General features: G+C 70.4%; 15 protein-coding genes, 5 tRNA genes and 2 pseudogenes. 10 read left to right on the top strand and 12 right to left on the bottom strand.

The features are described 5' to 3' along the window. Positions 1 to 153 precede the first annotated feature (153 nt). Complete coding sequence (gene ndgR, locus OCT49_RS26190; protein ID WP_030928691.1) at positions 154 to 870, top strand: IclR family transcriptional regulator NdgR; 717 nt, start codon at positions 154 to 156, stop codon at positions 868 to 870. Between the two features lie 198 nt (positions 871 to 1,068). Here ndgR and OCT49_RS39875 read toward each other — a convergent pair. Next, positions 1,069 to 1,314 (bottom strand): annotated as a pseudogene (locus OCT49_RS39875) (hypothetical protein); the annotation flags it as partial. Between OCT49_RS39875 and OCT49_RS26180 the strand changes: the two are divergent. After that, a pseudogene (locus OCT49_RS26180) lies at positions 1,225 to 1,863 on the top strand (MerR family transcriptional regulator); the annotation flags it as partial. The pseudogenes OCT49_RS39875 and OCT49_RS26180 overlap by 90 nt on opposite strands. Before the next feature lie 56 nt (positions 1,864 to 1,919). Here OCT49_RS26180 and OCT49_RS26175 read toward each other — a convergent pair. From OCT49_RS26175 to OCT49_RS26135, 9 genes are all read right to left on the bottom strand, one after another. Beyond that, positions 1,920 to 1,992 (bottom strand) — tRNA-Glu (locus OCT49_RS26175). Between the two features lie 25 nt (positions 1,993 to 2,017). Further along, positions 2,018 to 2,089, bottom strand: a tRNA-Gln gene (locus tag OCT49_RS26170). 12 nt (positions 2,090 to 2,101) lie between these two features. Beyond that, a tRNA-Glu gene (locus OCT49_RS26165) sits at positions 2,102 to 2,174 on the bottom strand. Positions 2,175 to 2,234: 60 nt separating this feature from the next. Beyond that, a tRNA-Glu gene (locus OCT49_RS26160) sits at positions 2,235 to 2,307 on the bottom strand. A gap of 25 nt (positions 2,308 to 2,332) precedes the next feature. Then, positions 2,333 to 2,404, bottom strand: a tRNA-Gln gene (locus tag OCT49_RS26155). Between the two features lie 87 nt (positions 2,405 to 2,491). Continuing rightward, a complete protein-coding gene (locus OCT49_RS26150) occupies positions 2,492 to 3,211 on the bottom strand; it encodes an HAD family hydrolase (RefSeq protein ID WP_283854260.1) in 720 nt (239 codons plus the stop codon). Positions 3,212 to 3,326: 115 nt separating this feature from the next. Continuing rightward, positions 3,327 to 4,802 carry a glutamate--tRNA ligase gene (gene gltX / locus OCT49_RS26145; protein ID WP_283854259.1) on the bottom strand — a complete coding sequence of 492 codons (1,476 nt, stop codon included), beginning with the start codon at positions 4,800 to 4,802 and terminating at the stop codon, positions 3,327 to 3,329. Next, entirely contained in the window at positions 4,795 to 5,571 is a 777-nt protein-coding gene (locus OCT49_RS26140) for a fumarylacetoacetate hydrolase family protein (protein WP_283854258.1), read from the bottom strand. The genes gltX and OCT49_RS26140 overlap by 8 nt, the downstream gene beginning before the upstream one ends. A 276-nt stretch (positions 5,572 to 5,847) precedes the next feature. Beyond that, on the bottom strand, positions 5,848 to 6,036 hold the full coding sequence (locus tag OCT49_RS26135) for a hypothetical protein (RefSeq protein ID WP_283854257.1): 189 nt from the start codon (positions 6,034 to 6,036) through the stop codon (positions 5,848 to 5,850). Between the two features lie 580 nt (positions 6,037 to 6,616). Here OCT49_RS26135 and OCT49_RS26130 point away from each other — a divergent pair. The 8 genes from OCT49_RS26130 (at position 6,617) to OCT49_RS26095 (ending at position 17,317) form a co-directional block, all read left to right on the top strand. Continuing rightward, positions 6,617 to 10,522: a sensor histidine kinase gene (locus tag OCT49_RS26130; protein WP_283854256.1), complete on the top strand. Its 3,906-nt coding sequence runs from the start codon at positions 6,617 to 6,619 to the stop codon at positions 10,520 to 10,522. Next, positions 10,523 to 10,945 carry a roadblock/LC7 domain-containing protein gene (locus tag OCT49_RS26125; protein WP_003966009.1) on the top strand — a complete coding sequence of 141 codons (423 nt, stop codon included), beginning with the start codon at positions 10,523 to 10,525 and terminating at the stop codon, positions 10,943 to 10,945. 130 nt (positions 10,946 to 11,075) lie between these two features. Beyond that, on the top strand, positions 11,076 to 11,483 hold the full coding sequence (locus OCT49_RS26120) for a DUF742 domain-containing protein (protein WP_148839506.1): 408 nt from the start codon (positions 11,076 to 11,078) through the stop codon (positions 11,481 to 11,483). After that, positions 11,464 to 12,045: a GTP-binding protein gene (locus OCT49_RS26115; RefSeq protein WP_072487286.1), complete on the top strand. Its 582-nt coding sequence runs from the start codon at positions 11,464 to 11,466 to the stop codon at positions 12,043 to 12,045. Before OCT49_RS26120 ends, OCT49_RS26115 begins: the two co-directional genes overlap by 20 nt. A 347-nt stretch (positions 12,046 to 12,392) precedes the next feature. Beyond that, positions 12,393 to 15,626, top strand: a complete 3,234-nt coding sequence (locus tag OCT49_RS26110; RefSeq protein ID WP_283854255.1) for a sensor histidine kinase — start codon at positions 12,393 to 12,395, stop codon at positions 15,624 to 15,626. 10 nt (positions 15,627 to 15,636) lie between these two features. Further along, positions 15,637 to 16,050: a roadblock/LC7 domain-containing protein gene (locus OCT49_RS26105; RefSeq protein WP_266365203.1), complete on the top strand. Its 414-nt coding sequence runs from the start codon at positions 15,637 to 15,639 to the stop codon at positions 16,048 to 16,050. A gap of 90 nt (positions 16,051 to 16,140) precedes the next feature. Then, complete coding sequence (locus tag OCT49_RS26100; RefSeq protein ID WP_283854254.1) at positions 16,141 to 16,755, top strand: DUF742 domain-containing protein; 615 nt, start codon at positions 16,141 to 16,143, stop codon at positions 16,753 to 16,755. Then, positions 16,736 to 17,317 carry a GTP-binding protein gene (locus OCT49_RS26095; protein WP_014048542.1) on the top strand — a complete coding sequence of 194 codons (582 nt, stop codon included), beginning with the start codon at positions 16,736 to 16,738 and terminating at the stop codon, positions 17,315 to 17,317. The genes OCT49_RS26100 and OCT49_RS26095 overlap by 20 nt, the downstream gene beginning before the upstream one ends. Positions 17,318 to 17,473: 156 nt before the next feature. On the opposite strand, the gene OCT49_RS26090 is transcribed toward OCT49_RS26095, so the two are convergent. Together OCT49_RS26090 and OCT49_RS26085 are read right to left on the bottom strand one after the other, a co-directional pair. After that, positions 17,474 to 17,677, bottom strand: coding sequence for an acyl-CoA carboxylase subunit epsilon (locus OCT49_RS26090; RefSeq protein ID WP_283854253.1), 204 nt, complete (start codon positions 17,675 to 17,677; stop codon positions 17,474 to 17,476). A gap of 66 nt (positions 17,678 to 17,743) precedes the next feature. Next, entirely contained in the window at positions 17,744 to 19,327 is a 1,584-nt protein-coding gene (locus tag OCT49_RS26085; RefSeq protein ID WP_283854252.1) for an acyl-CoA carboxylase subunit beta, read from the bottom strand. Between the last annotated feature and the right edge of the window lie 143 nt (positions 19,328 to 19,470).

Below are 19,470 nucleotides of genomic sequence, written 5' to 3'. Positions count from 1 at the left end.
TTCGCCGGCCCAACTAGAGATTCGGTGCGCCGCCGCCCTGACCCCCGTACGGGGCGGTGGCAGACGGGCCGTCGTGCGGCCGCTCGTACAGGTTCGCAACTTCCGCCGAAAATTGAACTTGCGTTTCACAGAGTGAGACGGGAGTATCGTCGTATGGACAACTCTAGCGGCGTCGGCGTTCTCGACAAGGCGGCTCTCGTATTGAGCGCTCTGGAGTCCGGTCCGGCCACCCTCGCCGGGCTGGTCGCGGCGACCGGGCTCGCACGGCCCACGGCCCATCGACTGGCCGTGGCACTGGAACACCACCGCATGGTGGCGAGGGACATGCAGGGCCGTTTCATTCTCGGCCCCCGGCTGGCGGAGCTCGCGGCCGCGGCCGGCGAGGACCGTCTGCTGGCCACGGCCGGACCGGTGCTCACCCACCTGCGCGACATCACCGGCGAGAGCGCGCAGCTCTACCGCCGGCAGGGCGACATGCGGATCTGCGTGGCGGCGGCGGAGCGGCTGTCCGGCCTGCGGGACACCGTTCCGGTCGGCTCCACGCTCACCATGAAGGCCGGCTCGTCGGCCCAGATCCTGATGGCCTGGGAGGAGCCGGAGCGCCTGCACCGCGGTCTCCAGGGCGCCCGGTTCACGGCGACGGCGCTCTCGGGCGTACGGCGCAGGGGCTGGGCCCAGTCGATCGGCGAGCGCGAGCCGGGCGTCGCCTCGGTCTCGGCCCCGGTGCGCGGTCCGTCGAACCGGGTGGTCGCCGCCGTCTCGGTCTCGGGACCGATCGAGCGGCTGACCCGGCACCCTGGCCGGATGCACGCCCAGGCGGTCATCGATTCGGCCGCCAGGCTCAGCGAGGCCCTGCGCCGCAACGGCTGACGCGTCCGGCAACCTCCCGGCCGCCCCAGCGTCGTGGCGGCCTCCGTCAAAACCTCGCCCCGCGGACGAGCGGTGCGCGGGACGGTCCGCCGCCCGGCGGCCGCGCCCCTCGATCGGCAGCGCCCCGGTGACCCCGGCCAGTCCGCGGACCGGCATGTCCGCGCAGATCGCCGCGCATCCGCCCCCGGGCACCATGTACGTCCCGTGCCACAGCCCCACGTGCTGCCGGGACTTCTTCTCCTTGCGCTTCATGATCACCCAGGCCCTGCGGCGGGAGGTGTCAAGAGCGCTCGCGTACGCGTAGAGCTTCTCCTTCGACTCCCCGTACCGGCCGACCCGGTACGACCACGGAGCATGGGGCTCCCGGAACCGAGTGGGAAGAGCGGCGTCGAACCCGCGACGATCAAGTACTACCTGCGGGAGGGGCTGCTGCGTCCCGGCCACCGGGTCAGCGCCACGCAGGCCGAGTACGACGAGAGCCATCTACGCCGGCTGCGCCTGGTGCGGGCCCTGATCCAGGCCGGCCGCCCGCCCGCGGCCACGGTCCGCGAGGCCTCCCCCACGTGGAGGACGAGTCCCCGGGACGGACGATCCGGCTGGGCGCCGCCCTCCGGCGCTCCCGCACGGCCGGGGCCCCGACGGAGGAGGCGCCGGGGGTGGCGGCCGCCGAGGAGGCCGTCGAGCGGCTCCTGGAGCACCTCGGCCGGGCGGACGGCGCAGCAGGTCGGCTTCCTGTCTCCCAGCCATCGCTCGCCGGCCTCCCCGGTGGCCATGCCGATCCGCCTCGGCCGCCCCCGCTCGCGACATCGGGTACCTGGCCGCGCAGGCCCGGCTGATGCATCAAGTCGCCGTCCAGAACCTGGACATGAGGGAGACGTACCCCACCGAGGAGCAGGTGGAGGCGGCCATCACCTCGGCGGTGCTCCACGAGCGCTGACGATGTCCCTGCACCGGATGGCACAGGAGGAGTCGGTACGGCGGTACGGGCTCCGGGAACGAGCGGAAGGGCCCTTCACCGGAGTGAAGGGCCCTTCCGTTTCCTGCTGTTGTACCCCCGACCGGATTCGAACCGGCGCTACTGCCGTGAGAGGGCAGCGTGCTAGGCCGCTACACAACGGGGGCTTGTTACTGCTGTTGCATTTCTGCGCTGGGCTACCAGGACTCGAACCTAGAATGACGGTACCAGAAACCGTAGTGTTGCCAATTACACCATAGCCCATGGTGTTACAAGTACCCCCGACCGGATTCGAACCGGCGCTACTGCCGTGAGAGGGCAGCGTGCTAGGCCGCTACACAACGGGGGCCCTGGCGATCCTGCATCGAGACCGTGGGAGCGACCCAGATGATCTCGCGGGAAGGATCTGTACCCCCGACCGGATTCGAACCGGCGCTACTGCCGTGAGAGGGCAGCGTGCTAGGCCGCTACACAACGGGGGCTTGTTACTGCTGTTGCATTTCTGCGCTGGGCTACCAGGACTCGAACCTAGAATGACGGTACCAGAAACCGTAGTGTTGCCAATTACACCATAGCCCACCAAAACTCAACCCCTGAAAGGGGTTTTGTTCGGCGTGCGCTTCCCGTTCGGTTCTTCCGTTCCTCTCGGGCGGCGCAGGAAGAACATTACCCGAAGGTGTCCGGCGCTCCAAAACGGGTATCGGCGAGCAGCAGTCCAGGCAGCTGGTCGAGCCTCTCGATGCGGAGGAGTTCGGGCCGTCCGCCCCGCTCCTTGCGGTCCAGCCAGATCCCCTTCAGCCCGGCGGCGACCGCCCCCGCGGCGTCGATGTCGGGCTCGTCCCCCACGTACGCGACCTCCCGCGGCTCCAGGGCCATCACCTCGCACGCGGCGTGGAAGGCACCGGCCTCGGGCTTGGAGACGCCCAGCTCCACGGCGCACACCACGGCCTCGAACCGGTCCCGCACCCCGAGCGTGCGCAGCTTCCGGCCCTGGTTGTGGATGCTGGCGTTCGACAGGATCGCGTGCCGGAACCCGCCCGCCAGTTCGTCCAGGACGGGCAGCACGTCGGGAAAGAGCCGCCAAGCGGCCTCGTAGTGGGTCGCGTGCCGGCCGAACCAGTCGTCGGCCTCCTCGTCCGTCAGCGGTCGCGAGAGGAACTCCCGCACCCGGTCCCGGCGCTGCCCCTGGAAGTCGGTCTCACCGGCCGCGAACCGCGCCCAGTGGGCGGCGGTGAGTTCCTGCCATGCGGCGAGGGCCTGCCCGACGGAGCCGTGCCCCTCGGGCAGGCCCTCCTGTTCGAGGTGCTCGCGCATGCCGATGTGGTCGGCGCCGCTGTGGTCGAAGATCGTGTCGTCGATGTCCCAGAGGACCGCGCGGATCGTCATGCGGCCCAGCGTATGGGCCCGCCCCCGGGGCGAGGAGGGCGCAGAAACGGCGGGAGGGGGCGGACGGCCGTGCCGGCCGTCCGCCCCTCCCGCGGGCGCGTTCCGGGTGCTCCGGTTACGCGGCTGCCAGCTTCGCCAGGGCCGCGTCGACGCGGGCCAGGGTCTTCTCGCGGCCCAGGATCTCCAGGGACTCGAAGAGCGGCAGGCCGATCGTGCGGCCGGTGACCGCGACGCGGACCGGCGCCTGGGCCTTGCCGAGCTTGAGGCCGTGCTCCTCGCCGGCGGCGAGGATGGCGTTCTTCAGGGCCTCGGCGTTCCACTCGGCGTTGATCAGGTTGGCGCGGGCCGTGGTGAGCAGGGCGGCGGAGCCCTCCTTCATCGCCTTGTTCCAGGACGTCTCGTCCTCCACCGGCTCGTCGAGGAAGAGGAAGTCGACGTTGGCCGTGATGTCCGAGAGGACCGTGACGCGGGTCTGCGCGTGCGGGGCGATCTCCGCGAACTGCGCCGCGTCGAAGGACTCCGGGGCCCAGGGGGCGAACGGGGCCTTCAGCCAGGGGCCGCAGGCCTCGGTGAACGCCTTCACGTCCATCCTGCGGATGTGCTCGGCGTTGATGTGCTCGCACTTCTTCAAGTCGAAGCGCGCCGGGTTGGCGTTGACGTCCTTGATGTCGAACGCGGCCACCATCTCGTCGACGGAGAAGATGTCCCGGTCCTCGGCGATGGACCAGCCCAGCAGGGAGAGGTAGTTGAGCAGCCCCTCCGGCAGGAAGCCGCGCTCGCGGTAGAGGTTGAGCGAGGCCTGCGGGTCGCGCTTGGAGAGCTTCTTGTTGCCCTCGCCCATGACGTAGGGCAGGTGGCCGAAGGCGGGGGTGTCCTGGGCGATGCCCAGCTCGATGAGCGCCTTGTAGAGGGCGATCTGGCGCGGGGTGGAGGAGAGCAGGTCCTCGCCGCGCAGGACGTGCGTGATCTCCATCAGCGCGTCGTCGACCGGGTTGACCAGCGTGTAGAGCGGGGCGCCGTTGGCGCGGACGATGCCGTAGTCGGGGACGTTCTCAGGCTGGAAGGTCAGCTCGCCGCGGACCAGGTCGGTGAAGGTGATCGGCTCGTCGGGCATCCGGAAGCGGACGATGGAGGTGCGGCCCTCGGCCTCGTACGCGGCGATCTGCTCGGCGCTCAGCTCGCGGCAGTGGCCGTCGTAGCCGGAGGGCTTCCCGGCGGCGCGGGCGGCGTCGCGGCGGGTGTCGAGCTCCTCGGTGGTGCAGTAGCAGTGGTACGCGTACCCGCCGGCCAGGAGCTTGTCGGCGACGTCCCGGTAGATGTCCATGCGCTGCGACTGCCGGTACGGGGCGTGCGGGCCGCCGACCTCGGGGCCCTCGTCCCAGTCGAAGCCGAGCCAGCGCATGGAGTCCAGGAGCTGCTCGTAGGACTCCTCGGAGTCACGGGCGGCGTCCGTGTCCTCGATGCGGAAGACCATGGTGCCGCCGTGGTGCCGGGCGAAGGCCCAGTTGAACAGGGCGGTGCGGACCAGGCCCACATGGGGGTTGCCGGTCGGCGAGGGACAGAAACGGACGCGTACAGGTGCGTTAGCCACGCTTGATCACCTTGTTGGTGAGAGTGCCGATGCCTTCGATGGTGACGGCGACCTCGTCGCCGACGTGGAGGGGTCCGACCCCTGCGGGGGTGCCGGTGAGGATCACGTCGCCCGGGAGCAGCGTCATGGCTTCCGTGATGTGGACGACCAGGTCCTCGATCGAGCGGATCATCTCGCTCGTACGGCCCAGTTGGCGTTGTTCGCCGTTGACCGTCGCCTGGATGGTCAGGTCGCCGGGGTCGAGGTCGGTCTCCACCCAGGGGCCGAGCGGGCAGGACGTGTCGAAGCCCTTGGCCCGCGCCCACTGCTTCTCCCGCTCCTGGACGTCGCGGGCGGTGACGTCGTTGGCACAGGTGTAGCCGAAGACGACGTCCTTCACGCGTTCGCGCGGCACTTCCCGGCACATGCGGCCGATGACCACGGCCAGTTCGGCCTCGTGGTGCAGCTCGTTCGAGAAGGAGGGGTACTCGATGGCGTCGCCGGAGCCGATCACCGAGGTGGTGGGCTTGAAGAAGGCGACGGGGACGTCCGGTACCTCGTTGCCCAGTTCCTTGGCGTGTTCCGCGTAGTTGCGGCCGATGGCCACGACCTTGTTGGGGAGCACGGGCGGCAGGAGGCGGACCTTGCTCAGCGGGACCTTGGTGCCGGAGAGCTCGAATTCGGCGTACGGGATGCCCTTGATGATGTCGAGGACGAGACCGTCGGGCCCGTCGCCCTCCACGGCGCCGAAGGCGACATTGCCGTCGATGGAGAATCTGGCGATGCGCACGGGATGCTGTCGCCCCTCACTTGCTGGCTGGCTGAAGACTGACACTCCAGGCTATCGCCTCGCCCCGCGGAGTCCGCCCGGTGACGGGCGCCGCCCGGCGCACACGGGCGCAGGCGCGAGGAACCCCGGGGCGGACGCGCCAGGGGCTCCCGGGACGGCGCCGCGGGTACGGGGCGGCACCGGGAGGGAGGGGCGGGCGGCGCGGGGTGCGGGAGGGGTGGCAGCGGGGGCGCGGGTCCGCCCGGAAGGGGTCCCGCGCGTCCGCGCCGGGTCGGCCTATTCCTGGACGGCGGCGGGGGCCGGGGCCTTCATGAGGATGGTGCGGCGGGGGTTGGCCGTCTGGTTCGGCAGGGTGACGGCGTGCTCCCGCAGTTCCGGCGTTCCCAGGCCCTCGGCGTCCTTGAGGTGCGCCAGCGTGGTGCGGCGGGGGTTGGCAATGTTGCGGAACATCGTCGTCTTCTTCATCTGCCGTTCGGACCCTGTCGGTACGGGCGCCGCCCGGAGGGGCGCCGGTTGTCGGATTTGCCATCCCTGTAAAGCGTCAGGCTAAACACCCAATTCCCTCCGCAAGCCCGGAAAAGACGGCGATCATTGTGTGAGTTTGCTCACGACCGCTCCGAAAAATGCCCCATTTCGGACGCCTGATCGCCATGTTCGAAACGGACATTACGTCACTGAATGATCCATTCCGCTCCTGATCATGCCGACTGGGACACCTGTCACCACTTGCCGTTCTGTCCGCAATCAAGGCATTCATCCATGATCACGCTCCACTGCTCGTTACTCATTCGTCACAATGTGTCACCCAGGTCCCGGGCGGGCACGGGGCCCTTGTTGGAGATCCGGCACTGTGCTGGAATTCCACGCACCGCCGCAGGTTTCAAACCGGCGCGCAGGGGGCGCAACACAGCGCCGAGTGGCGGCGGAAAGGGGAAGGACGCCGGCCACTCATGACCACCATGGGGCGGGTACGACGCTCCACGACGCCGACACCGTTCCACCGCATTCGTGCGACGGAACGCCTGGTCCAGAGGTTGCGACGCTAGTGCAGGGACGTTTCAAGAGGGATGGCAGCGCTGCGGCGGAGCAGGAGCCGCACGGCGGGACCGACCGCGGCTCCTCGCCCCAGCACGCCCAGAACCCCGGACCGGCCGCAGCCGGTGACAGCGGCGACCGCGCCCAGAACCCCGGTGCCACGACGGCCGAGGGAGGTGCCGATCCCGCCCCCTCGCCCAAGTCCCCGGGTTCCGCCGGCAGCGGCTCGCGCATGGCCCTTCGCAACTGGCGCATCAGCACCCGTCTGGTCTCCCTGCTCGCCCTCCCCGTGGTCGCCGCGACCACGCTCGGCGGTCTGCGGATCAACGACTCGATGAACGACATCCAGCAGCTGGACCACATGCAGCTGCTGACCAGGATGACCAAGCAGGCGACCTCGCTCGCCCAGGCGCTCCAGGAGGAGCGCGACCGGTCGGCCGGTCCGCTGGCCAACGGCGTGAAGGCCGACGACTTCAAGGTCACCGACCCCCGCAAGAAGACCGACCGGGCCAAGACCGCCTTCCTCGACGCGACGACCTCGATCGGCGACCCCTCCGGTGACGACGCCCTGGAGGGCATCTACGCCAGCGTCAACCAGATCGCGGGCCAGCTGGCCGAGATCCGGGAGATCCGCAAGACGGCCTACGCCAAGGGCGCCCCGAGCCTCTCGACCGTCGACAAGTACAGCCAGCTGATCGGTTCGCTGCTGAGCCTCTCGCAGGACATGGCGCAGGCGACCAGCAACTCGGAGATGATCAAGCGGACCCGGGCGCTGGCGGCCTTCTCCTCCGCCAAGGAGTACGCCTCCGTCCAGCGGGCGATCATCGCCGCGGCCCTGCCCGGCGGCAACGACAAGCAGCCGCACCTCGACCCGAACGACCGGCAGTTCGGCGAATCCGCGCAGGGCAAGGAGGCCGCGGCGCTCCGCTCCTTCAAGGCGGTGTACGCGGCGACCGGCAACAACGCCGAGGAACTGACCGCCACGCTGGACGAGGGCAACCCGGAGATCAAGGCCGCCAGCGCCTACGCCAGGAAGGTGCTGACCAGCTCCACTGGCATGGAAGGCACCGCACGGCGCTCCTACCTGGACTGGTACGACCAGAGCTCGACCAAGATCCAGGCGATGAAGACCATCGAGGAGACCCTCCTCAGCGACATGGAGGGCAAGGCCCGCGAGCTCCGCGACGAGTCGAAGCGCGAAGCGATCATCAGCGGTGCGCTCATCCTGCTCGTGCTCGGTGTCTCGCTGGTCGGCGCCTTCGTCGTCGCCCGGTCGATGATCCGCTCGCTGCGGCGGCTCCAGGACACGGCCACCCGCGTCGCCCAGGACCGGCTGCCCGAGCTCGTCAAGCAGCTCTCCGAGGCCGACCCGCAGGACGTGGACACCTCGGTCGAGTCGGTCGGCGTGCACTCCCGGGACGAGATCGGCAAGGTGGCCGCGGCCTTCGACGACGTGCACCGCGAGGCCGTCCGCCTCGCCGCCGAGCAGGCCCTGCTCCGGGGCAACGTCAACGCGATGTTCACCAACCTCTCGCGCCGCAGCCAGGGCCTCATCCAGCGCCAGCTCTCGCTCATCTCCGAGCTGGAGTCGCGCGAGGCCGACCCGGACCAGCTCTCCTCGCTGTTCAAGCTCGACCACCTCGCGACCCGCATGCGCCGGAACGGCGAGAACCTCCTCGTCCTCGCGGGCGAGGAGCCGGGCCGCCGGTGGACCCGGCCCGTCCCGCTGGTCGACGTGCTCCGTGCCGCCGCCTCCGAGGTGGAGCAGTACGAGCGCATCGAACTGGCGGCGGTGCCCGCCACCGAGGTCGCCGGCCGCGTCGTCAACGACCTCGTGCACCTGCTCGCCGAGCTGCTGGAGAACGCCACGTCGTTCTCCTCGCCGCAGACGAAGGTCCGGGTCACCGGTCACGCGCTGCCCGACGGGCGGGTGCTCGTCGAGATTCACGACACCGGCATCGGCCTCTCCCCCGAGGACCTCGCCGCGATCAACGAGCGGCTCGCCTCGCCGCCCACCGTGGACGTCTCGGTCTCCCGCCGCATGGGTCTGTTCGTGGTCGGCCGGCTGTCCCTGCGTCACGGCATCCGGATCCAGCTGCGGCCCTCCGACTCCGGTGGTACGACCGCGCTGGTCATGCTGCCGGTCGACGTCGCGCACGGCGGCAAGCAGCCGCTTCCCAAGCAGGGCCCCGGGCAGCAGTCCGGCGCTCCCGCCGGTCTGCTCGGCGGTGCCCCGGATGCGAACGCCGGTTCGCGTCCCGGCATCGGCGGTGCCCCCTCGGGCCGGGCCGCTTCGGGGCCGGGTGCCTCGCGCGGCCAGGTCGGTTCGGGCTCCACGCCGCGGGCCGCGCTGCCCTCGCGCGAGGTCGGCGGCGGTCGGCAGCAGGGCCGGCAGAACCCCGGCACAGGTCCGCAGGACGTCTTCCGGCAGGGGCAGCCGCAGCGTCAGGGCGGCGGTCTCGCCGGTGCCTTCGGCGGTGCCAGGGCCGGTGGCCGCGGCCAGGGCGACGGCGCGGGCCTCGCGGAGCCGGGCCGTCCCGACCTGTTCGGCCAGAACCGCCAGGGCCAGGACCGTCAGGGTCCGGGCCACCAGGACCGCAACGCACCCGCTCCGTGGCAGCAGCCGCAGCAGCCCCGGCCCCAGCAGGCCCCGGCCGGTCCGGGTGGCTTCCAGCGTCCCGCCGGCCAGGACGAGTCCGGCCTCCGGCTGCCCCCGGCCGGCGGTCCGCGCGCCGAGCTGCCCGGTGGCAACCCCGCCCCGCAGCGCCCGCAGACCACCAGCTGGGGTGCCGAGGAGCCGTCCGCGTCGCGGCTCGGCCGGCCCGACACCCCGCGCGGTCACGAGGAGCCCGAGTCCACCGGCCAGTTCCAGCGGCAGATGGGCCCGCCGCTGCCTTCGCGGCCTGCCATGGACGACCGGGAGGGCCCCGGCTCCACCGCCGAGTTCGCCCGGCCGGACTTCTCCGCCCCGGCCCCGCAGGACCTGTCCGCACAGGACCCGACGGGCACCGGCCAGTTCGCGCGCCCCGACTTCTCGGCCCAGGCGCCGCAGGACCCGGCAAGCACCGCGCAGTTCGCCCGTCCGGACTTCTCCGCCCAGACGCCGCAGGACCCGGCCGGCACCGGGCAGTTCGCCCGCCCCGACTTCTCGGCCCAGACGCCGCAGGACCCGACGGGAACCGGGCAGTTCGCCCGTCCGGACTTCTCGGCCCAGGCGCCGCAGGACCCGGCCGGCACCGGCCAGTTCGCCCGCCCCGACTTCGGACAGCCCCAGCCCGCCCAGCCGCAGGGCCTGGACGCCCCGCTCCGGCCCGGTCCGGAGGGCGCGTCGGACTTCGGCGCCCCGCGCCCGGCCGCGGACAACGCGCAGTACCGTCCGGTCCTGCCGCAGCAGCCGCAGTCCGACGCGCTGCCTCCGGCGGCCGGTCCCGGGGACGGTCGTACGCCGCTGTACGACACCCTGGAGACCAACTGGTTCCACAGCCCGCAGCAGGCTCCCGAGCCGCAGCAGGCCCCCGGACCCCAGGCGTCCGCCTCCCTCCCGCAGCAGCCGGCCCCGGAGCGGTCCGCTCCCGAGGCGCCGCGCTCCGGCGGGGAGGACACCGGATCCACGCCCACCTGGCGCCCCTCGCCGAACGACGAACTCGTGCGGCAGGCGGAGCGGGTCAAGAAGCCCGCGGCAGGCGGAGTGACCACCTCCGGACTTCCGCGCCGGGTGCCCCGTGCCAACCTGGTACCGGGTACCGCCCAGCAGCAGAACCACCAGTCCGGCCCCCAGGTCTCCCGCGCGCCCGACGACGTGCGCGGGCGGTTGACCAATCTCCGCCGGGGCATCCAGCAGGGTCGACAGGCCAACAGCAACAATCAGTCGACCGGCAGTTTCCCACTCGGCCCCACTCACCAGCAGGAGCGTTAGTTGAGCCCGATGAGTCAGGCCGCGCAGAATCTGAACTGGCTGATCACCAACTTCGTGGACAACACCCCCGGGGTGTCCCACACGGTGGTGGTCTCCGCCGACGGACTCCTGCTGGCCATGTCCGAAGGATTCCCCCGCGACCGCGCCGACCAGCTGGCGGCCGTCGCCTCCGGCCTGACCTCGCTGACCGCGGGCGCCTCCCGCATCTTCGAGGGCGGCGCCGTCAGTCAGACCGTGGTGGAGATGGAGCGCGGCTTCCTCTTCCTCATGTCCATCTCGGACGGCTCCTCGCTGGCCGTCCTCGCCCACCCGGACGCCGACATCGGCCTGGTCGGGTACGAGATGGCCCTGCTGGTCGACCGCGCGGGCACCGTCCTCACCCCCGACCTCCGCGCAGAACTCCAGGGCAGCCTGCTCCATTAGGCGGTCGTGGACCGATGACAGATTCGATCGACCCAGCCCATACCCTCATCCCTCGCCCGTCCGGCCGCTCAGAGCCCCCCACCGGCCCCTTCAGACGGCACGACGAACTGCTGTCACGCCCGGAGGATTCATGACCCCGCCACCCGCCTCACCCGACCCGTACGGCGCGCTGAACCACGCGTCGTACGACGGTGAAGGCGACCAGCCACTGGTCCGCCCGTACGCCATGACCGGTGGCCGGACCCGGCCGCGCTACCAACTCGCCATAGAGGCGCTGGTATCCACCACGGCCGACCCCGCGCACCTGGGGACACTGCTCCCCGAGCACCAGCGGATCTGCCACCTCTGCCGTGAGGTCAAGTCGGTGGCGGAGGTCTCGGCCCTGCTGTCGATGCCGCTCGGGGTGGCCCGGATCCTCGTCGCGGACCTGGCGGAAGCCGGCATGGTGGCCATTCACCAGCCGGGCAACGGAGAGGCCGGCGGCGCGCCGGACGTGACACTGCTCGAAAGGGTGCTCAGTGGACTTCGCAAGCTCTAGCGGCGGTGCGGCCCGCGCCACCACCTCGGCGAAGATCGTGGTGGCCGGGGGCTTCGGCGTGGGCAAGACCACGTTCGTCGGTGCCGTCTCGGAGATCAATCCGTTGCGCACCGAGGCCGTGATGACGTCCGCCTCCGCGGGCATCGACGACCTGACGCACACCGGTGGCAAAACGACGACGACCGTCGCGATGGACTTCGGTCGCATCACCCTGGACCAGGACCTGATCCTGTACCTCTTCGGTACGCCCGGACAGGACCGCTTCTGGTTCATGTGGGACGACCTGGTCCGCGGCGCCATCGGCGCCGTCGTCCTCGTCGACACCCGCCGCCTCGCCGACTGCTTCCCCGCCGTCGACTACTTCGAGAACAGCGGGCTCCCCTTCGTCATCGCCCTCAACGGCTTCGACGGACACCAGCCCTACACCCCCGACGAGGTCCGCGAAGCACTCCAGATCGGCCCCGACACGCCGATCATCACGACGGACGCACGGCACCGCGCGGACGCCAAGAGCGGTCTGATCACGCTCGTGGAACACGCCCTCATGGCACGACTCAAGTAGGCGCAAGTCGGTATTCCCGTACGGCAGTTGCCGTAATCAAACGGGGGTGGACTGTGTCCTTTGACACGATCCGCCCCCGTATTCATAACGTTTCGACAGAGAATTGCTCCGCGTTCGACACCGGACGCATCCGAGTGGTGTCACTGTGCTCACATGAGCCCCGCCTTTTGACGGGGCTCATTGCTTATGTCCGTTTTATCTGAGGTCTCTGCCACTCGGAATGGCAGGTTCCGACTGTTTGGAACGCGACCGGTCCCCGTGCTGGAATTCGTCGGACTCCGGAGTAGTACGACCCTGAACGAAACACGGCACAGCGTAGGTGCCGACGCCGAGAGGTTGTTGGTCGAGTGAGGCGAAGCAACGAGGGCGCCGCGGCGCGGCGGGAGCGGGGCAATTTCACTCCGCCGACGCCCGCCGCGACGCCGTCCGCCGATGCGGCGGTGTCCGGCGGCAGCACCAGCCGCCTGGCGCCCCGCAACTGGCGGGTGCCCACCCGGCTGAACGCCATTCTCCTGATCCCGGTCCTGGTCGGCCTGGTCATGGGCGGTTTCCAGGTGAAGGACTCGATCGACACCTGGCGCGAGGCCGAGGACGCCGAGAAGACCGCCCTGGCCGTGCGTGCCGCCGCCGAATACGGTCAGGCCCTGCTCAACGAGCGCGACCTCACCGCGCAGCCGCTGCTGTCGAACAAGCGCGATGCCGCCGTCGTCTCGAAGGCCCGGGCCACCACGGACGAGGCGGCGGACAAGTTCGACGAGGCCGTCAAGAACATGCCGAGGACGGAGCGCCTGGAGCGTCGGCTGCGGCTCTTCCGGCTGGAGGAACCCACCCTTCCCGACCTGCGCAAGACCGCCTTCACCGGGGCCATGGACCCGGTGAGGACGGAGGAGGGCTACGTCAAGGTCCAGCACTCGCTGATGGAGTTCAGCAACGAACTGGGGCTGGGCACCGGCAACATCACCAGCTACGGCCGTTCGGTCTACGCGCTGGAGCTCGCCAAGGCTGCAGAATCGCTTCAGCGCTCCATCGGCATGCACCTTCTGGTACGGCCGAGCCAGCAGCGCGCCACCTTCGACGCCCAGGTCAAGGCCTTCGGTTCGTACAACTACCTGGAGGAGGTCGCCCTCGGCGAGTTCACCTCCGGTGCCAAGGAGGAGGACGCCGCCCGGCTGAAGCAGGTGCTGGCCGCCAAGGCCGACGAGGGCAACGCGAAGCTGAAGAAGGCCAAGGAGCAGGCCGAGGCCGCCGGTGTGCCGTTCGTGGAGCCGCCCGGCATCGACGGTTCCGTCTTCGACGGCATGGCCGAGCAGATCTCCCTGGGCAAGTCGCCCGAGAAGCTGGCCGCGAAGGGCATCACGCCGGAGACCTGGATGGCCGCCGCCACGGCCAAGTTCGACGGCTACACCACGGTCGAGAACGAGCTCGTCGACAAGGCCGTGACCGAGGCGGCGGAGATCTCCTCCGACGCCAGGAAGGACGCCTTCCTGAACGCCGCAGTCGTGCTCGTCTCCCTGCTGGCCGCCTTCGTCCTGGCCGGTCTCATGGCCCGGCAGATGAGCCGCTCGATGCTCCGGCTGCGCACCGCCGCCTTCGGCATCGCCGAGCAGCGGCTGCCGGCCCTGGTCGACCAGCTCTCCAGGGCCGATCCGGGCCGGGTGGACACCCGCGTCCAGCCGATCCCGATCAACAGCCACGACGAGATCGGCGAGGTCGCCCGCGCCTTCGACCAGGTGCACCGCGAGGCCGTCCGGCTCGCCTCCGAGCAGGCCATGCTGCGGGGCAACGTCAACGCGATCTTCACCAACCTGTCGCGCCGCAACCAGTCGCTGATCGAGGGCCAGCTGACCCTCATCACCGACCTGGAGAACAACGAGGCCGACCCGGACCAGCTGGAGAACCTCTTCCGCCTGGACCACCTGGCCACCCGCATGCGCCGCAACGGCGAGAACCTCCTGATCCTCGCCGGGGAGGAGCCGGGGCGCCGCTGGAACCAGCCGGTCCCGCTGGTCGACGTGCTCCGTGCCGCCGCCTCCGAGGTGGAGCAGTACGAGCGCATCGAACTCTCCGGGGTGCCGGATACCGAGATCCACGGCCAGTCCGTCACCGACCTCGTGCACCTGCTGGCCGAGCTGCTGGAGAACGCCACCACCTTCTCCTCGCCGCAGACCAAGGTGCGGGTCACCGCGACCCGGCTGCCCGACGGCCGGGTGATGATCGAGATCCACGACAAGGGCATCGGTCTCACCGGCGAGGACTTCGCCGACATCAACCACAAGCTGGCCAACCCGCCGACCGTGGACGTCGCGGTGTCGCAGCGGATGGGTCTGTTCGTGGTCGGCCGGCTCGCCGACCGGCACGGCATCCGGGTCCAGCTGCGCCCCTCGGGCGAGCAGGCCGGGACCACGTCGCTGGTCATGCTGCCGGACGCCATCACCCACGGCGGCGGTGGCGAACCGGACCCCGCCTCGGACGACTTCACGGTCTCCTCCATCATTCCGGAGCAGCAGGACTTCGAGCAGCAGCCCCGGTCCGGGATGCGCACGGCGGCGGAGCTCGGCTTCGACGACTCGCGCTACGAGCAGCATCCGGCGGGGGCGACGCAGCTGGACCCGGTGGGCCGTTCCCTGAGGCGCGAGGAGCGCCGGGCGGCGCTGGGGGCGCAGACGGCCGACGAGCACCCGCAGTTCCCTCAGTTCCCGCAGGGGCAGTACGCCGAGGGCCCGTACCCGGCGAACGGCTACGGCCAGGAGCCCCGGCAGGAGCAGTACGAGCAGGAGCGGTACGAACAGGCTCCGTACGAACAGCAGGAGCAGTACGGTCGGGCCCAGCAGCCGGAGCAGTACGGCCAGGCGCCGTACGGGGGCGGCTACGACCCCTACCGCGGTGAGGCGGGCTTCGCCGAGCAGCCCGGTCAGGATCTGCCCGACGGTCATACGGAAGCCGCATATGCCGCTGGCGAAACCGCCCAGCCGTCCCCCGGAGAACCGTTCACGCCTCGGCCCCACCAGGAGGGCTGGTCGGACCAGGATGCCCACCAGGGTTCGTACGAGCCGTCGGCCCAGGTGGAAACGGAATCTGCGCCGAGCCTCCCCGCCGAGTCGCCGCAGAGCGTAGGCTTCGACCGTCCGGGGCCCACCCCGAACTCCGGCCCCGAGCTGACCGATACCGGTCTGCCGCGCCGGGGCGGCCAGCAGCACTGGCAGCCCACCGGCCGCGGCAACAACCGGCCCGCCGCGCAGCAGCAGCCGCGACAGCAGGAGGAACTGCCGCCGCAGCCGTCGCCCGCGCAGCAGAACGGTGATGGTGCCGACGACTGGCGCTCGGCGAACGACGAGCGCCGGGAGCGTGCCGAGAAGCTCCGGGAGCCGAAGGCGGGCGGGATCACCCCGTCCGGTCTCCCCCGGCGGGTGCCCAAGGCCAATCTGGTCGAGGGCACGGCTGAGCAGACCCAGCAGGGCGGCCCTCAGGTTTCCCGCGCCCCCGAGGACGTCCGCGGCAGGTTGAGCAACCTGCGGCGGGGCGTGCTCCGGGGACGCAGCGCGGGTTCGGACGACAGTAATACCTACGACCAGGAGCGTTAGTGTGAGCCCGATGAGCCAGGCGGCGCAGAATCTGAACTGGTTGATCACCAACTTCGTGGACAACACCCCCGGGGTGTCCCACACGGTGGTGGTCTCCGCCGACGGACTCCTGCTGGCCATGTCCGAAGGATTCCCCCGCGACCGCGCCGACCAGCTGGCGGCCGTCGCCTCCGGCCTGACCTCGCTGACCGCGGGCGCCTCCCGCATCTTCGAGGGCGGCGCCGTGAATCAGACGGTCGTGGAGATGGAGCGGGGATTCCTCTTCATCATGTCCATCTCGGACGGCTCCTCGCTGGCCGTCCTCGCCCACCCGGACGCCGACATCGGCCTGGTCGGGTACGAAATGGCCCTTCTTGTCGACCGTGCGGGCAACGTCCTGACCCCGGACCTCCGCGCCGAACTCCAAGGAAGTCTTCTTAACTAACAGACAGACAGTGCGTTTCGCGCCACCGCGCCATAAAGTGCGGTGGCGCGGACCCACCGGGATCGGGACCGGCAGGCGGAGGAGGGAATCGTGACAACACCCCCAGGCGGACACCAGTACGACGGTGGCCGGAACGCATCGGGTGAGCACGGGGACAACCGGTTCAACTTCCCCTCCACCCCCAGCAGACGGGGCGCCCAGCAGCCCTACCGGCAGCCGCAGCAGCCCCAGCAGCCGCCGCAGGGCACCCAGCAGGCCCCCGGGTGGCCCTCGCAGCGCCCCCACCGCTACGACGCGCCCCAGGCCCCCCGCATTCAGCCCGTGCAGCCGCGGCAGGCACCCGAACCGGCCATGCCCGCCGCGCACAACCCTCTGGTCCGTCCGTACGCCATGACAGGTGGCCGGACCCGACCGCGCTACCAACTCGCCATTGAGGCGTTGGTCAGTACCACGGCTGATCCGTCCCGGCTGCAAGGGCAGTTGCCCGAGCACCAGCGGATCTGCCGGCTGTGCTTCGAGATCAAGTCGGTCGCCGAGATTTCGGCACTGCTCTCGATCCCGCTCGGCGTTGCCCGGATCCTCGTGGCCGATTTGGCCGAGGCCGGACTCGTCGCCATCCATCAGCCCGGCGGCAACGAGTCCGCCGGCGGCCAGCCAGATGTGACACTGCTCGAAAGGGTGCTCAGTGGACTTCGCAAGCTCTAGCGGCGGAGCAGCCCGCTCCACTACCTCGGCGAAGATCGTGGTGGCAGGGGGCTTCGGCGTGGGTAAGACCACGTTCGTCGGTGCCGTCTCGGAGATCAATCCGCTGCGTACCGAAGCCGTGATGACGTCCGCCTCCGCGGGCATCGACGACCTGACGCACACCGGGGACAAGACCACCACCACGGTGGCGATGGACTTCGGTCGCATCACTCTGGACCAGGACCTGATCCTGTACCTCTTCGGTACGCCCGGACAGGACCGCTTCTGGTTCATGTGGGACGACCTGGTCCGCGGCGCCATCGGCGCCGTCGTCCTCGTCGACACCCGCCGCCTCGCCGACTGCTTCCCCGCCGTCGACTACTTCGAGAACAGCGGGCTCCCCTTCGTCATCGCCCTCAACGGCTTCGACGGACACCAGCCCTACACCCCCGACGAGGTCCGCGAAGCACTCCAGATCGGCCCCGACACGCCGATTCTGACGACGGACGCACGGCACCGTGCGGACGCCAAGAGTGCGCTGATCACGCTCGTGGAGCACGCGCTCATGGCGCGCCTCCGCTAGCCGGTCGGCAAGACCTCCCCAAGCCGTCCCCGGTCCGGGGCGGGCCCGCTTCCGCGCCCGTCCCGGACCGGGGACGGAACCGTTTCGAGGACCGTGCGCACGCGTGGGGCCCCGCACTCCCGAGGAGTGCGGGGCCCCACGCGTGGAAGCGTCCTGTCAGCCCTGCCAGGAGTGCGGGGCCCGGAAGCCCGGCGTGCGCTCCAGACGGCGCCATCCGGCGGTGCTGCGGCCCCGGTGGGCGGGGGCCGCGGTGGGCTGGGCGGCTGCGCGGGCGAGCAGGACCGCGGTTATCGCGGCCAGCTCCTCGGGGTCGGCAAGACCCTTCTCGACGCGCAGCACGGACTCGGCAGCAGTGCTCATGGGTGGTTTCTCCGTCTTCTCGGCAGGTCTTCGCGGGCTCGGCAGCGGTGCTGTGCGCTCCGCGGACTACTGCGGGGGGTTGCCGTGCTTGCGGGACGGCAGGTCGGCGTGCTTGTTGCGGAGCATGGCGAGTGAGGCGATCAGGACCTCGCGGGTCTCGGCGGGGTCGATGACGTCGTCGACCAGGCCGCGTTCGGCCGCGTAGTAGGGGTGCATCAGCTCGGCCCTGTACTCCTTGACCATGCGCCGGCGCATGGCCTCGGGGTCCTCGGCGTCGGCGATCTGCCGACGGAAGATGACGTTCGCCGCACCCTCCGCGCCCATCACCGCGATCTCGTTGGTCGGCCAGGCGTACGTCAGGTCCGCACCGATGGACTGGCTGTCCATCACGATGTACGCACCGCCGTACGCCTTGCGCAGGATCAGCGAGATCCTCGGCACGGTGGCGTTGCAGTACGCGTACAGCAGCTTCGCCCCGTGCCGGATGATTCCACCGTGCTCCTGGTCCACGCCGGGCAGGAAGCCGGGTACGTCCAAAAGAGTGATGATGGGGATGTTGAACGCGTCGCACATCTGGACGAAGCGGGCGGCCTTCTCGGACGCCTCGATGTCCAGGACCCCGGCCAGGGACTGCGGCTGGTTGGCCACGATCCCCACGACCTGGCCGTCCATCCGGGCCAGGGCGCACACGATGTTGCGGGCCCAGCGTTCGTGGACCTCGAGGTGGTCGCCGTCGTCGACGATCTCCTCGATGACCTTGTGCATGTCGTAGGGGCGGTTGCCGTCGGCCGGGACCAGGTCCAGGAGGGTGTCGCCGCGCCGGTCGGCCGGGTCGGTGCCGGGGACGGCGGGCGGGTTCTCGCGGTTGTTGGAGGGGAGCAGGCCCAGGAGGTAGCGGACCTCGGCGATGCAGGTCTCCTCGTCGTCGTAGGCGAAGTGCGCCACCCCCGACGTCTCGGCGTGGACGTCGGCGCCGCCCAGGCCGTTCTGGGTGATCTCCTCGCCGGTGACGGCCTTGACGACGTCCGGGCCGGTGATGAACATCTGCGAGGTCTCGCGGACCATGAACACGAAGTCCGTCAGCGCGGGGCTGTAGGCGGCGCCGCCGGCGCACGGGCCGAGCATCACGCTGATCTGCGGGATCACGCCCGAGGCCCTCGTGTTGCGCTGGAAGATCCCGCCGTAGCCGGCCAGCGCCGAGACACCCTCCTGGATCCGGGCCCCGGCCCCGTCGTTCAGCGACACCAGCGGCGCACCCGCCGCGATCGCCATGTCCATGATCTTATGGATCTTCGTCGCGTGCGCCTCCCCCAGCGCACCCCCGAAGATCCGGAAATCATGCGCGTACACGAAGACCGTGCGGCCCTCCACCGTCCCCCACCCGGTGACCACCCCGTCGGTGTACGGCTTCTTCTCCTCCAGACCGAACCCCGACGCCCGGTGCCGCCGCAACTGCTCGACCTCACGGAACGAACCCTCGTCCAGCAGCAGACCGATCCGCTCACGCGCCGTCAGCTTCCCCTTCGCATGCTGCGCCTCGGTCGCCCGGTCACTCGGTCCACGACGGGCCTGCTCACGCAGCGCCAGCAGCTCGGCCACCCGGCCACGGGTGTCGGTCGGCTCGCCCGGGATTTCGTCCACAACGGTCATGCACCGACCCTACGGATCCGGACAAGCAAATCCTGCCGTTGACTCCGTACAGTCTCCTGACCCGTTTACTGGTGGGGCCTGACATAAGCAGAGCCGCGTGCAGGCGAAGTACCAGCCAGTACGGGTAAGTCTTTGTGCGGGTC

The sequence above is a fragment of the Streptomyces sp. ML-6 genome (assembly GCF_030116705.1).
In the GTDB taxonomy this organism is placed as follows: domain Bacteria; phylum Actinomycetota; class Actinomycetes; order Streptomycetales; family Streptomycetaceae; genus Streptomyces.
The sequence above is the reverse complement of the archived record's forward strand: the minus strand, read 5'-3'. Positions and strand labels throughout refer to the sequence as shown.